The 12,942-nt window shown below is 72.5% G+C and carries 12 protein-coding genes and 3 pseudogenes; 3 read left to right on the forward strand and 12 right to left on the reverse strand.

Features of this window, described 5'->3' with window-relative positions; all coding sequences use genetic code 11:
- The first annotated feature begins 24 nt into the window (after positions 1–24).
- Positions 25–1,021 (forward strand): annotated as a pseudogene (locus JNW91_RS09380) (RDD family protein).
- Positions 1,018–2,121, forward strand: a complete 1,104-nt coding sequence (gene hisC, locus JNW91_RS09385) for a histidinol-phosphate transaminase (protein ID WP_203174496.1) — start codon at positions 1,018–1,020, stop codon at positions 2,119–2,121. Before JNW91_RS09380 ends, hisC begins: the two are co-directional and overlap by 4 nt.
- 71 nt (positions 2,122–2,192) lie before the next feature.
- Here the strand turns inward: hisC and JNW91_RS09390 are convergent, their stop codons facing one another.
- The 9 genes and pseudogenes from JNW91_RS09390 to JNW91_RS09430 form a co-directional block, all read right to left on the reverse strand.
- A complete protein-coding gene (locus JNW91_RS09390) occupies positions 2,193–3,263 on the reverse strand; it encodes a COG1361 family protein (protein ID WP_203174497.1) in 1,071 nt (356 codons plus the stop codon).
- 25 nt (positions 3,264–3,288) lie between these two features.
- Positions 3,289–3,831 carry a hypothetical protein gene (locus JNW91_RS09395; protein WP_203174498.1) on the reverse strand — a complete coding sequence of 181 codons (543 nt, stop codon included), beginning with the start codon at positions 3,829–3,831 and terminating at the stop codon, positions 3,289–3,291.
- 58 nt (positions 3,832–3,889) lie between these two features.
- Complete coding sequence (locus JNW91_RS09400) at positions 3,890–4,348, reverse strand: hypothetical protein (RefSeq protein WP_203174499.1); 459 nt, start codon at positions 4,346–4,348, stop codon at positions 3,890–3,892.
- Between the two features lie 328 nt (positions 4,349–4,676).
- Positions 4,677–5,051 (reverse strand): LPXTG cell wall anchor domain-containing protein, encoded by a 375-nt coding sequence (locus JNW91_RS09405; RefSeq protein WP_203174500.1) that lies wholly within the window; start codon positions 5,049–5,051, stop codon positions 4,677–4,679.
- Between the two features lie 99 nt (positions 5,052–5,150).
- Positions 5,151–6,403: pseudogene (locus tag JNW91_RS09410) on the reverse strand (outer membrane protein assembly factor BamB family protein).
- A 102-nt stretch (positions 6,404–6,505) separates the two neighbouring features.
- Positions 6,506–6,991 (reverse strand): SRPBCC family protein, encoded by a 486-nt coding sequence (locus JNW91_RS09415; RefSeq protein ID WP_203174501.1) that lies wholly within the window; start codon positions 6,989–6,991, stop codon positions 6,506–6,508.
- Between the two features lie 134 nt (positions 6,992–7,125).
- The gene (locus tag JNW91_RS09420) at positions 7,126–7,335 is read right to left on the reverse strand and encodes a DUF397 domain-containing protein (RefSeq protein WP_203174502.1); all 210 of its coding nucleotides are present in this window, start codon (positions 7,333–7,335) and stop codon (positions 7,126–7,128) included.
- A 190-nt stretch (positions 7,336–7,525) separates the two neighbouring features.
- Complete coding sequence (gene fahA, locus JNW91_RS09425; RefSeq protein WP_203174503.1) at positions 7,526–8,722, reverse strand: fumarylacetoacetase; 1,197 nt, start codon at positions 8,720–8,722, stop codon at positions 7,526–7,528.
- Positions 8,719–9,588 (reverse strand): hypothetical protein, encoded by an 870-nt coding sequence (locus JNW91_RS09430; protein ID WP_203174504.1) that lies wholly within the window; start codon positions 9,586–9,588, stop codon positions 8,719–8,721. The genes fahA and JNW91_RS09430 overlap by 4 nt, the downstream gene beginning before the upstream one ends.
- Positions 9,589–9,682: 94 nt before the next feature.
- On the opposite strand from JNW91_RS09430, the gene JNW91_RS09435 reads away from it, so the two are divergent.
- Positions 9,683–10,846, forward strand: a complete 1,164-nt coding sequence (locus tag JNW91_RS09435; RefSeq protein ID WP_203174505.1) for a homogentisate 1,2-dioxygenase — start codon at positions 9,683–9,685, stop codon at positions 10,844–10,846.
- A 140-nt stretch (positions 10,847–10,986) separates the two neighbouring features.
- On the opposite strand, the gene JNW91_RS09440 is transcribed toward JNW91_RS09435, so the two are convergent.
- The 3 genes and pseudogenes from JNW91_RS09440 to JNW91_RS09450 all read right to left on the reverse strand — a co-directional run.
- Positions 10,987–12,015, reverse strand: coding sequence for a tetratricopeptide repeat protein (locus JNW91_RS09440; RefSeq protein WP_203174506.1), 1,029 nt, complete (start codon positions 12,013–12,015; stop codon positions 10,987–10,989).
- Positions 12,016–12,025: 10 nt separating this feature from the next.
- The gene (ispF, locus tag JNW91_RS09445) at positions 12,026–12,508 is read right to left on the reverse strand and encodes a 2-C-methyl-D-erythritol 2,4-cyclodiphosphate synthase (RefSeq protein WP_203174507.1); all 483 of its coding nucleotides are present in this window, start codon (positions 12,506–12,508) and stop codon (positions 12,026–12,028) included.
- A gap of 16 nt (positions 12,509–12,524) precedes the next feature.
- Positions 12,525–12,942: pseudogene (locus JNW91_RS09450) on the reverse strand (IspD/TarI family cytidylyltransferase); the annotation flags it as partial.

Here is a 12,942-nt window from a genome sequence, read left to right on the forward strand (position 1 = left end):
CGCGCGGCGAAGCGGAGCGGCGGCGTGAGTGTGCAACCCGGCTGGTACGTCGACCCTGCGACCCTGAGACCCGGCGGTATTGGGACGGCGAGGGTTGGCTCGGTGCGCCCATCCCCGTCGACGCCACCCCACCGGACGGGCCGCCACCGGCCGAGCCGCCGCCCGTCCCGGTCGCCCCGGCGGCCCCCGAGGCGACGGCCGCCCCGGGCTGGTCGCCGTACCCCGGGTCGGGCTCCGCGCCGGGGGCACGGCACCCTGGCCAGGGCAGGGTCCTCAGCCGGGGCAGGGGCCGGGCTGGGGACCGCAGGCCGGTCCTCCCGGCTGGGCGCCGCAGGGCACTCCCCCCGGTTGGACACCGCAGGGCGCTCCTCCCGGCTGGGCACCGCAGGGCGCGCCATCCAGCTGGCCCGGACGGCCACCCGAGCCACGCCCACACGGCCTGAGGCTGGCCGGCTACGGCCGCCGGTTCGCCGCCCGGCTGATCGACTTCACCGTAGTCTTCGCGCTGAACGCCCTGGTCAACGGCTGGTTCGTCTGGCGGCTGATCGAGGAGATGCTGCCGTACTGGCGGGAGGTGTTCCGGCGGGCGTTCGCGGGCGACACCTCCACCGACAACCTGCCGCAGATCGGCGAGCAGGCGGGGCTCCTCCAGGTGGTGATCCTCCTGATCGCCACGGCGCTCTGGCTGGCGTACGAGGTGCCTTCCATGGCGGCCCACGGGCAGACCTTCGGCAAGAGGGTGATGCGGATCCGCGCCGTCCCGCTCGCCGCCGACCAGCCGTTGGGCTTCGCCCGGGCGTTCGGCCGGTGGACCACGATGGGTCTGCCCACCCTGCTCTGGTACTGCGCCGGCCTCGGCCTGGTGCTGCAACTGGTCGACGCCCTCTCGCCCCTCTTCGACCACCCGCTGCGTCAGGCGCTGCACGACAAGCGCGTGCAGACGGTGGTGGTCGAGGTCCCCATCAGCATTGGCTCCGTCCCCTCGAACGACCGCGACCAGCCCCCGGGAGACACCCCATGACCGACTCCGGACGTCACCAGCCGGCGCTGCGGCTGACCCGCGCCGATCTGGACGCGCTGCCCAGCTACGTGCCGGGCCGCAGTCCCGCCGATCTCGCCCGGGAGCTGGGTCTGACCGAGGCGATCAAGCTGGCCAGCAACGAGGTGCCGTACGGCCCGCTGCCCGGCGTGGTCGAGGCGGTCACCGAGGCGGTCACCGCCTCGCACCGCTACCCGGACATGGGCGTGGTCGCACTGCGCGACGCGCTGGCCCAGCGGTACGGCGTGGACGCCGACCGGATCGCCACCGGCTGCGGGTCGGTGGCGCTCGCCGAGCACCTGGTCCGGGCCACCTGCCTGCCCGGCGACGAGTTGCTCTACTCGTGGCGGTCCTTCGAGGCGTACCCGATCATCGCGGCGACCAGCGGCGCGACGAGCGTGCGGGTGCCCAACGACGCCGGGCACGGGCACGACCTGGCGGCGCTGGCCGCAGCGGTGACCGACCGGACCCGGGTGATCCTGGTCTGCAACCCGAACAACCCGACCGGAACCGCGGTGCGCCGGGCCGAGCTGGACCGGTTCCTGGACGCGGTGCCGGACGACGTGCTGGTGGTCATCGACGAGGCGTACCGGGAGTTCGTGACCGACGCGGAGGTGCCGGACGGGCTCGACTACCTGGACCGACCGAACGTGGCGGTGCTGCGCACCCTGTCCAAGGCGTGGGGTCTGGCCGGGTTGCGGATCGGCTGGCTTGTCGCGCAGCCGGTGGTGGCAGCGGCGATCCGCAAGGTGGTGACGCCATTCTCCACGAGCACAGTCGCCCAGGCCGGCGCGCTGGCGGCGCTGACCCAGGTCGCGGAGATGGAACGCCGCTGCGCGCTGGTCGTCGCCGAACGGGACCGGGTCACCGAGGCGCTGCGCAAGTTCGTGCCCGACGTGCCGACGAGCCAGGCCAACTTCGTCTGGCTGCCGCTGGGCGACCGGTCGGTGGCGTTCGGCAGGGCGTGCGAGGCGCGCGGGGTGATCGTCCGGCCGTTCGCCGGGGATGGGGTCCGGGTCACCATCGGCACCCCGGTCGAGAACGACGCCTTCCTCGTCGCGGCGGAGGCGGCACTGGCCTGACGAGTTCGTACCGGCCTGTGCGCATCCGGTGCCGCCTCGGTCCACCCAGACCGAGGCGGCCCGGGTGGACGTCAGGCGGCCGGTACCGGATGCCGCAGCCGCCTCCGGTACGCGTACAGCATGAGCAGGACCAGCACCAGACCCGAGCCGACCAGACCTCCGGTGAAGACCTGATTGGAGCGGTCGGTGGTGTCGCTGACCGCGGCCGGAACGGGGCCGAAGGTGAGCGTTCCGCTGGCGTCGCGCTTGGTCCAGCCGCTGGCCAGATCGAGCTTTCCGGTCCACGGGCCGTCCGGAAGGCGACGGTCCAGGACCACCCGGACGGTGGTGGTACCGCCCAGGGCGAGGGTCTGTGCCTCGGAACGGACCGGGCCGATCGACAGCCCACCGGGGCCGTCGCGCAACCGCAGCTCCCCAGCGAGATCCAGCGCCCGCTTGCCGGTGTTCCGCACGTCGGCGGTAACGACGGGGGTGCCGTCCGAGGTCCGCAATCCGGTCAGCGAATCGATCTCGAAGCCGGAGACCGGTTCGCCGCCGGGGCCGACGGACAGGTAGACCCGGATGCCGACCCGGCCGACGTTGCGGATGTTCTGCCCGCCATCCCCGGAGACCTCGGCCCAAATGACCGCGTACCGCTCACGCTGCTCGGCCTTCGCCGGCACCGCGATGGTCACCAGCAGTTCGGCCTCCTCGTCGGCATCGAGCTGCAACGCTCCGTCGTCGATTTGGATCCAACTGCTCAGCTCGTTCTCGGTCCGCTCCGGAGCGAAGACGAAGCCCTCCTTCGTGACATCGGCGGCCGCTGCGTAGACGGCGATCGGACGACGCACCTCGGACGTGTTCTGCACGATGATGCGCCGCTTGATCGTCGTGCCGGGATGCACGTGGTCGACGATGTACTTGCGCGCCCGGCTGTCGGCACGACGCTCGACCGGGGCGTCCAGGAGGCGGATGCCGACCGAGGAAGCTGGCCCGGTGGCGGCGGGGTCGGGCGAGGAACGCGCCTCCCGGTCCGGGCCGCGCTCCCCGTCCGGTGCCTCCTGGCCGGCCTCCGGCAGGTCGGGTGCGTGGACGCCGGCCGGCGTGGCCGACGCATACGGTGTGACCAGCGCGGTCGCCCCGACCGTGACCAGTGCGGTCACGGCCAGGGCGAGGGCGCGAGCCCGATCATGCCACCGAATGGGTGATCACTCCCGTGTAGGTGCCGGCGACGGCGGCGTCCGGGATCTCGATTTCGATCGTCGGGTTCCAGGTCGCCGAGTTGTTGCCGCTACCGCTCGTCTTGGAGAAGGCGGTGCGGGGAAGGTTCAACGACACCGCCTGGGCAGAGGTGAGCTGGCCGGGCACGAAGGTGCCGGTACCGGTGGTGGCGGTCGCCGGCCCGGACCAGTAGTCCACCAGGCCGGGAGTGATGCTCTCACTCGGCCCTCCGCCGCCGGTGTTGAAGGCGGTGCTGGACACCGTGGCCGTCCAGGTGGCGCTCAGCGCCGCCCGCTGGTCGGTGACCGTCACCGGACCGATCTGGCCGGTCAGTGTGTCGCCGGCGAACGCCGCCCCCAGGTTGACCGCCGGCGGAGCGGTGATGTCCAGGTTGGCGGTGCCGATGGTGAAGGTGACGATCGTGTCGTCGGTGGGCGCGGCCGCAGCCGGTGCAGCGAGGGTCAGCACAGTGGCTGCCGACGCGGTCAGGGTAAGAAGTGTCTTCCGCATGAGTCAGACAATATTCAGTCAGGTGCCTCAAAGGGTTCGGTATCGGACAAATCACGCCTCAGGCGACAGAGTGGGTGACGGTGCCCGTATAGGTGCCGGCGACGAGGCCGGCCGGCAGGTTGATTCGCAGGGTGGGGCGCCAACTGACCGTATTGTTGCCATTGCCGCTGGCCTTGCGGAAGGCGACCCGACTCACGTTGAGGGGAACCGCCTGGGCGGCGGTGAGCTGACCCGGAACGAGAGTCCCCCCGCCGGTGCTCTTGACGACCGGCCCCGACCAGTACGACACCAGCGAGTTCGCGACCGTCCGGTTGACTCCACCCGCTCCCGTCACGAACGCGGTCGAGGTGACGGTGGCAACCCACATGGTCGTCTGGTTCCCCCGAAAGTCGGCCACCTCGACGGTGCCGAGGGAGCCCGTCAGCAGGCCACCCGGGAAGCCCGCGCCAAGATTGACGGCCGGGGGCACGGTGATGTCCAACCCGACCGCCAGCGGGGCGGCCGGCACCTCCTCCACGACGGTCGGCGAGCCGCTCGTGACGGGTGTCGGAGCCGCGCCAGATGCCCGACCGCGATCCAGCGCCGGAGACCGGGGAGTGCTGCCGCTCGGCGAGGAAGCAGCCGTCGGTGAGGACAAGCCGCTGGATGTCGGCACGGGAGAACCAGCGGGCGACGGTGACGCGGAGGGCACCGTCGACCCCGGACCCGGCGCGAGGAGGCCGACGCCGAGCAGGGACGACAGGAAGGCAGCTAGCATGGGCATGTTATGAACTATAAGTCCGTATTTTCCTTATTGCTGAACCTCGGCTAACTCACCAAGCAGCCCCGGAACCGCTCCCCGTCGGTCAACTCGGCCGCGAACGACGGGCCACCAACAGCCAGCCGAGGAGTAGCAAGCCCCCGCCCAGCCCGGCGATCGACCAGATGAATCCACCATCATCGCCGGTCACCGGCAGGTGACTGTGGGTGGGCTCCGGGGTGGGATGCGTGGGAGGCGGGGTGGGTTGCACCGTGGGCGACATGGTCGGAGAGGCGGACGGCGAGGCCGACAGCACCTCGAAGATCACATCGGTTCCCGCCGACGGTGCCGCCTGGACAGCGGCCACCGCGGTCAGCGACGCGGCGTCCGGGATGAGCATGGGCGACACCGCGAACACGAGGCCGGCCACAGCGGCGAGGATTCCACCGACGAGCACAGACCTACCGACGGCCTTTGCCATGACGACCCCTCTCCCCGGAGAAACCCGATCCCGAGAAAAGTACCTTTTTCGGTCACCCATGGCGGGCGTTTCATTCCCCTTGCGGCAAACCTGACCTGATCAGGTGGCGGCCAGGATCACCGCCTCTGCCGTCAGGTAGTAGCGCTTGTCGTCGCCGTCCGGGTCGACCGGCCTGCGGAGCCGTTCCACCGCGACGTAGCCGCCCTCGGCCCCCACCGCCCCGGGCGCCCAGCCCGTTCCGTCCCGTCCGACGCTGAGCGAGAAGCGGGACAGTTGCCTACCGGTCACCGGGTCCAGCGTCACCAGGTCGTTCGCCTCGGTCAACAGGTGCACCCGGCCAGGCTGCGCGGCCAGCACGCGTGCCGTACCCAGATCCGCGGACCGCCACAGCTCGGTGCCCGTACGCGCCGACCGACCCACCGCCACTCCGTCGAGCACCACGACGGCCTGGTCACCGACCGCCATGGCGCCGGCCGGATCCAGGGCGGGGGCAGCGACCGGCTCGCCGGTGCCCACCAGCCAGCCCCGGCCGCCCGCGTCGCCCGCCCCGGCGGTGCGCAGGGCCGGGCAGGCCGACCGGCCGGCACGACAACCGAGCGGAGTCACCACCAACTCGTCCGGCCCGCCCGGCGGTCGCCAACGTTCACGCACCGCACCGGTCGCCGCGTCGCGGAACTCGACCGTCGCGGGCCCGGCACACCTGTCCAGACCGATCAGCTGCCCGGAAGCGGTGGTGCCGACGTCGGTGCGGCAACTGCCGGGCAGGTCGGCCCGCCACAACTCCCGACCGCCGCTCACATCGACCCCGCGCGCCTCGGCGTCTCCACTGACCACCACCACCGTGCGGCCGTCCGGAAGGTCGGTGAGGTGAAGCCCGCGCGGGTCCCAAACGATGGCTGCACCGGTACGCACCGCCGTCCCACTCCCGGCGGGCTCCGGGCCGTCGGTCCTCCAGAGCACCCGGCCGGTCGGGGCGTCGAGCGCGACCAGCTCACCGTCGGACCAACGGCTGACCACCACGCTGCCGCTGGCCACCACCCCGCTCAACTCCGCAGGCCAGCGGCGGTACGACCAGAACGGCGTGGTCCGGTACCGCCCGTCGACGGGCCGGTCGGCGTAGACCTGCCGGTGCGCGGCGTACACCCGCAGTCGGGCGTCCACGATCAACGGTGCGGCGGCAGCCGGCCGACCACGCCGGCGGCCGGCCGGGCCGCGGCCGGGTACTCGCCACGGGCCACCGTGCTCACCTCGGCCGGCGCGAGCACCCGGTGGACGATGACCGCGACGGCCACGGTCGCGAGCAGCGCCGCGGCCGCCATCACGAGCCGCCGCCGACCCTTCGGGAACCCCATGCCGCACCTCCGCCCGGCACCCTACCCAGCGGAGGAGGCCGCGCCCCTCTGAGGTCAGGCCGCCCGCGACGACGGGCAACGGAGCAGGTGGCCCCCGAGCGGTCAGGCGGCGTCGACGGAACCGACGGCGGCGGCCGCCGCGACGGTCAGGTCGGCGAGATCACGCCGCAGCGCCACCTCGACCGCCCGGGCGGCTAACCCGCCGAGCAGCAGCGCAACCACCCGAGGGTACGGAGCGGTCGGCACCGCCTCCTGGGTGACGGTGACCGCCGTGCAACCTCGACGGCGGCGCCGAACCGGCCGCAGACTCCAGGTGATCCGGTAATCCACGTCCGCGCCGGACGAACAGAGCACCAGCCGATGTGGGGCGAGCGCCTCCACCACCAGGAACTCCTCGGTCAGCGTGCCGCCGCCCGGCTGGACGCGCTCCTCACGCCACGCGGTGCCCGGCCCGAACGGGCCCGGAGTGAGCAGTTCGGTGGGGCCGGCAGCGGTCATTCGGGCCGCGCGGCCGGGCAGGTCGGTCAGCAGACGCCAGACATCGACCGCGTGCGCCTGGATGAACCCGGTAACCGCCACCGTCGACATGCCACCCTCCCGTGTTGTCGACGGTACGCGGGGTGAGCGCCGGACGGGGCCCCCGGGACGGAATTTCCACCACCCGGAGGCCCCACTGTCCGTTTCGGCGGCCAATTCGCACCGGACGACCGGTGCGGCGCCGCTCAGTGTGCGAAGCGACCGGCCCGGATCGCTCCGATGAACGCTGTCCATCCCGGCGGGCTGACGGCCAGTGTGGGGCCCGCCTGGTCCTTCGAGTCGCGGACCGCGACCAGACCGAGGACGTCGACCAGGTTGTCGGCCACCTCCACGCAGAGCCCCTGGTCGTTGGAGCGGCTACTGGTACGCCAAACCGCGCGCGCGAGATCGTGCATCGTCGTCTACCTCCGTGTGCGATGGGTTGCCCCACCGCGGGCACCCGGGCGGGGGGCCCGGCCCGTACCGCGCGGTGGGGCGACGGAATCCGCGACGATCAACGCGGCAACCTGGCCTGTTCATCGCACAGTCGGTGCGATCATCAGTCCCACCGACGAGACAGGAAGCCGACCCTGCCCGGGACGGCGCTCAGCGGGCCGGACGGACCGTTCCGGTGACCTCGCCGAGGACGATGGTGGTGCCGTCCGGGCCGGGCGCGGTGGCGGTGATGGTCACCGTGTCGCCGTCGGCGAGGAAGGTGCGGGTCTCGTCGCCGAGCTTCACCGGCTCGGCCCCTCCCCAGGTCAGCTCCAGGAACGATCCGACCTGTCCCCGGTCCGGGCCGGAAACGGTGCCCGAGGCGTACAGATCGCCGGTACGCAGGGACGCGCCGTTGACGGTGAGGTGCGCCAACTGCTGGGCCGGCGTCCAGTACATGGAGGCGAACGGCGGCTCGCTGACCCGTTCGCCGTTCCACTCGACCGTGAGGCGGAGGTCGAGCCCCAGGTGCGGCACGTCGCGCAGGTAGTTGACCACCGGCGGGTCCTGGTCGGGAGCCGGAACGAACGCGGCGGCGAGCGCGTCCAGCGGCGTCACCCAGGCCGAGATCGAGGTGGCGAAGGACTTGCCCAGGAAGGGGCCGAGGGGCTGGTACTCCCAGGCCTGGATGTCCCGGGCCGACCAGTCGTTGACCAGCACCACGCCGAAGACGTGATCGGCGAAGTCGTCGACGGAGACCCGGTCGCCCAGCGCGCTCGGCACACCCACCACGAAGCCGACCTCGGCCTCGATGTCGAGGCGTACCGACGGGCCGGTGACCGGGCCCTCGGCGGAGGCGCGCTGGCCCGTCGGCCGGGTCACCGGCGTGCCGGAGACGACGACAGTGCCGGCCCGACCGTGGTAGCCGATCGGCAGGTGCTTCCAGTTCGGCAGCAGCGGCGGCTGGCCCGGGCGGAAGATCTGCCCGACGTTCGACGCGTGGTGTTCGGAGGAGTAGAAGTCGACGTAGTCGGCCACCTCGATCGGCAGCAGCAACTCCACCTCGTCCAGCGGCACCAGGAGGGGCTCCACCACGGGGCGGTGCGCGGAGTCGGTCAGCAGCTCGGTGATTCGCTGCCGCACCGACGTCCACTGGGGACGACCCAGCGCCATGAAGTCGTTGAGGGTGGGTCGGCACAACGTGCCGGCCGCCAGCACGAGATCCGCGGCCTCCGCCCCGGCCAGGTCGAACACCCACGACCCGATCCGTACGCCGATCCGCGGCTGGCCCCCGTTGGACCGGAACACCCCGTACGGCAGGTTCGTCACCCCGTACGGCGAACCGTCAGCGCCGGTCACCCAGGTCATGCGTCGTAGCCCCCGTTCACCAGCCCCAGCCGGATCAGATCGGTCAGTGGTTCCAGGATGCTGCACGAGCCGAAGCCGACCCACAGGGGGCGGGGCGCGTCCAGCCGCCCGTTCAGGCGCTCCAGCAGCGGGCGCGGATCGGCCGCGGTCAGCAGCTCGGCGACGGGGCGCACACCGTCGCCTCCGGCGGCCGCGAGCGTCGCGGCCAGCACGTTGGCGTAGCCGTGGTGGGTGAACCCGGTCTCCGGGTCGAGGTGCCGGACCGCCTCGTGCAGCCCGGCGGTGAGCTTGAACGGCAGGTCCCGGTCCCGGCAGGCGCAGATCACGGCGGCCAGCTCGGCCGGAGTGGGGAAGAGTTCGGCGGCCAGGCCGCCGGTGCGGAACTTGGCGGCGATCGGCACCCCGTCGGCGCGGGCGGCGACGAGCGCGTCCAGCGCGCCCATCAACCCGAAGGTCAGCGGCAACTCGGCGTAGACGGCCTCGACGCCTGGCATCGTGTCGATCAGCCGCAGCAGCTCGGTGAGGCCGGGCAGCGGGTCCTCGCCACGCTTGGCGACCGACACCTCGACCTGCCGGGCGGTGACGCCGTCCGGCGCCAGGAACGAGAGCGCGAACGGCAGGTTACCGATCCCGGTGTCACCGATCACGCCGACCACCAGGCCCTCGCCGGGGTCGACGAGACCGCTGAGCTCGCCCGCCGCGACGGCAGAGGCGGGGACGAGCAGCGGGCCGACCAGGTCGGCGTACCAGGCGGTGCGGTGTCGGCGGTGGGCGGTCAGCGCTTCGGGGAGCGCGGCGCTGCCCGGAGGGAAGACGGCGGCGTCGTCCACCAGGCTGTCGAGGAGTGCGGGCACCTGCGTTGACACGGAACAAGAATGTACGGGACGCTACGAGGAACGGACAACAGCGTCCGATTATCGGACGCCTTCGGCCGGTGAACGGGACATATCGGGAGGCGAGATGCCGTACTACCGCAGCGTCGGAGAGGTGCCCCGCAAGCGCCACACCCAGTTCCGCCAGCCCGACGGCAGCCTCTACGCCGAGGAGCTGATGGGCCAGGAGGGCTTTTCCTCCGACTCGTCCCTGCTCTACCACCGGCACGCGCCCACCGCGATCCTCGCCGCCGACGAGTTCACCCCGCCCGCGTTCACCAGGGCGCCGAACCTGCCGCTCAAGCCCCGCCACCTGCGCACCCACAAGCTCGACGCGGGCGGCGCCGACCCGATCCTCGGCCGGCAGTACCTGCTCGCCAACGACGACGTGCGGATCGGATACGTGCTCGCCGGCCGGCCCTCGCCGCTGTTCCGCGACGCCACCGGCGACCACTGCCTCTACGTCGAGGCGGGCACCCTGCGGGTCGAGTCGCCGTTCGGGGCCCTCGACGCGGTCGCCGGCGACTACGTCGTCATCCCCACCTCGACCATCCACCGGCTGGTGCCCACCGGCGACCAGCCCGTCCGACTGCTCACCGTCGAGGCGACCGGGCACATCGGCCCACCCAAGCGCTACCTCTCCGTCCGGGGCCAGTTCCTGGAGCACTCGCCGTACTGCGAACGCGACGTCCGCGGACCGGACGTGCCGCTGCTCGTCGACGGCGAGGAGGTCGAGGTGCTGGTCCGCCACCGCCGCGGCTGGACCCGCTACGTCTACGCGAACCACCCGTTCGACGTGGTCGGCTGGGACGGGCATCTCTACCCGTGGGCGTTCTCCATCCACGACTTCGAACCGATCACCGGCCGCATCCACCAGCCCCCGCCCGTGCACCAGACCTTCCAGGGGCCCAACTTCGTCATCTGCTCCTTCGTGCCCCGCAAGGTCGACTACCACCCCGACTCGATCCCGGTGCCGTACAACCACCACAACGTCGACTCCGACGAGATGCTCTTCTACACCGGCGGCAACTACGAGGCTCGGCGCGGCTCCGGCATCGAGCAGGGGTCGATCTCCCTGCACCCGTCCGGCTTCACCCACGGCCCGCAGCCGGGCGCCGCCGAACGCTCCATCGGCGCGGACTACTTCGACGAGCTGGCCGTCATGGTCGACACGTTCCGCCCGCTGGACCTCTGCGACGCGGCCCGCACCTGCGAGGACGAGGGCTACGCCTGGACGTGGGCGCGTCGCTAGTCGCTCTTTGGGTTTTCGCCGGAGCCCGCCCGCTCTGGGCGGTCAGGCTTGATCCCGACGCGGGCGGGCTCCGGCGAAAACCCTGACCTGGTCGAGCTGGGCGACGCTTGTCGATCTGTTGTGGTGCTGCCGGAGGTGGGTCAGCGGATGGCGGTTCTGGTGAAGATGGCGAACTCGGCTATCGCCGTCATCACGATGGCCAGCACCAGCGGCCATGGCGAGCCGACCACCGCGTACACCAGGAGCAGCACCGGCGCGGCGGCCACCGAGTAGACGGCCAGGGCCATCGCCCGGTCCGAGTGCAGCAGGGTGGGCAGGACGGTACGGGTCAGCCCCGGCAGGCGCGCGGCGAGCTGCCACACCACGACCCCACCGGTCAACGCGGCGAGCACCGCGACGATACGGGAGAACCCGTCGTTGGCCGACGCCGCGAACGCCACCAGCACCGCGGCCACCAGCGACCAGCCCGCGCCGTAGAGCACCAGGCGGTGCAGGCCGTACGCGATGGTCCGCCCGGAGTCCATCCGGCTCGGGCTGACCGTGACCGCCTCGGCGATGTGTTCCAACGCCTGCGCCCAGCGGCGCTGCTCCAGGCGGATGACACCCACATCGTCCGGGGCGTCGGCGAGCCGCGGATCGAGCCGCAACGCCTCCCGGTAGGCGCGTTCGGCCAGGTCGAACAACTCCAACCGGGCGGCGACCAGACCGAGCACGAGGTGCGACTGCGGTTCGTTCGGCGCCAGCTCGACCCCGCGCCAGGCCGCGTTCAGCGCCGGCTGGCCGTTGCGCGAGTCGGCGAGGATCGCCGCCGCGCTGCGCTGGGCGTACGCGTCGTCGGCGCCGAGTGCGAGGAGCCGGTCGGCGGTGGCGGCCGACTCCTGGTACCGCTCCAGGTCGGCCAGCGCCATGGCGCGGGTGACCAGCGGAGGAAGGGCGTCCGGAGCGGCGGCCACGGCCGCGTCGGCGGCGGTGAGCGCGTCCGCCGGTCGACCGGCGGCGAGGTGCACCCGGGCCAGCATGGTGAGCGCCTCCGGGGCGTCGGGTCGCAGGGCGAGCCCGTGGGTCAACTCACCGGCCGCCTCGTCGTGGCGGCCGAGTTCGGCGAGGAGCTGGGCCCGCTGCAGGTAGCCGTCGGCGGCGGACTGGTCGGGGGTGGGGTCGGTGGACATCGCGGCGAGCCTAGGCGGCCGGGGCGTCGTACACCAGCGCCACCGCGATGCCGGCCAGCCCTTCCTCACGGCCGGTGAAACCGAGGCCGTCGGTGGTCGCGGCGGAAAGGGTCACCGGGGCGCCGACAGCGGCGGAGAGCACCTGCTGGGCCTCCGCCCGGCGGCGACCGATTTTGGGCCGGTTGCCGACGACCTGCACGGAGACGTTGCCGATCTCCAGGCCGACGGCCCGCACCCGGCGGGCCGTCTCGGTCAGCAGAGCCACCCCGGACGCGCCGGCCCACTCCGGCTGGCCGACCCCGAAGACCGACCCGAGATCACCGAGGCCGGCGGCGGAGAGCAGCGCGTTGCAGGCGGCGTGCGCGGCCACGTCGGCGTCCGAGTGCCCGGCGAGGCCATCCTGGTCGGGCCAGAGCAGGCCCGCGACCCAGCAGGGCCGGCCGGGCTCGAACGCGTGCACGTCGGTGCCGATGGCGACCCTGGGAACGATCATGACCAGAGGGTACGCGTCAACCGGCGGCGGCGAGCAGATGCTCCGCCAGCGCCAGGTCGAAGGGTCGGGTGATCTTCAGCGCGTACTCCGAGCCGGGCACGCAGGTCACGGTGACGCCCTGCTTCTCGACCAGACCGGCGTCGTCGGTGAGTGGGTTGCCGGCCGCGGCGTGCGCGGCGGCGAGCACCGCCCGACGGAAACCCTGCGGGGTCTGCACCGCGCGCAGGGCGGATCGGTCGACGGTGCCGAGCACCACCTCACCAGCGCCGACCTCCTTGATCGTGTCGACGACCGGCAGCACCGGGATCACCGCGTCCCGGCCGGCCCGGACCGCCGCGGCGACGGACTCGACCAACTCGGGCGGAGTGAGGGGCGCGGGCGGCGTCGTGCACCAGGACGATCGTCGGGCCGGCGGGCACCGCGGCCAGCGCGGC

It is taken from the genome of Micromonospora parastrephiae, assembly GCF_016802865.1.
GTDB classification, from domain to species: Bacteria; Actinomycetota; Actinomycetes; order Mycobacteriales; family Micromonosporaceae; genus Micromonospora; species Micromonospora parastrephiae.

Excerpts from the sequence above, each read along its gene's own strand:
- fahA (WP_203174503.1), bottom strand. The coding sequence starts at position 8,722 with ATGACCTGGGTGACCGGCGCTGACGGTTCGCCGTACGGGGTGACGAAC.
- JNW91_RS09405 (WP_203174500.1), bottom strand. The coding sequence starts at position 5,051 with ATGGCAAAGGCCGTCGGTAGGTCTGTGCTCGTCGGTGGAATCCTCGCC.
- hisC (WP_203174496.1), top strand. The coding sequence starts at position 1,018 with ATGACCGACTCCGGACGTCACCAGCCGGCGCTGCGGCTGACCCGCGCC.
- JNW91_RS09395 (WP_203174498.1), bottom strand. The coding sequence starts at position 3,831 with ATGCGGAAGACACTTCTTACCCTGACCGCGTCGGCAGCCACTGTGCTG.
- ispF (WP_203174507.1), bottom strand. The coding sequence starts at position 12,508 with ATGATCGTTCCCAGGGTCGCCATCGGCACCGACGTGCACGCGTTCGAG.
- JNW91_RS09435 (WP_203174505.1), top strand. The coding sequence starts at position 9,683 with ATGCCGTACTACCGCAGCGTCGGAGAGGTGCCCCGCAAGCGCCACACC.
- JNW91_RS09415 (WP_203174501.1), bottom strand. The coding sequence starts at position 6,991 with ATGTCGACGGTGGCGGTTACCGGGTTCATCCAGGCGCACGCGGTCGAT.
- JNW91_RS09420 (WP_203174502.1), bottom strand. The coding sequence starts at position 7,335 with ATGCACGATCTCGCGCGCGCGGTTTGGCGTACCAGTAGCCGCTCCAAC.
- JNW91_RS09440 (WP_203174506.1), bottom strand. The coding sequence starts at position 12,015 with ATGTCCACCGACCCCACCCCCGACCAGTCCGCCGCCGACGGCTACCTG.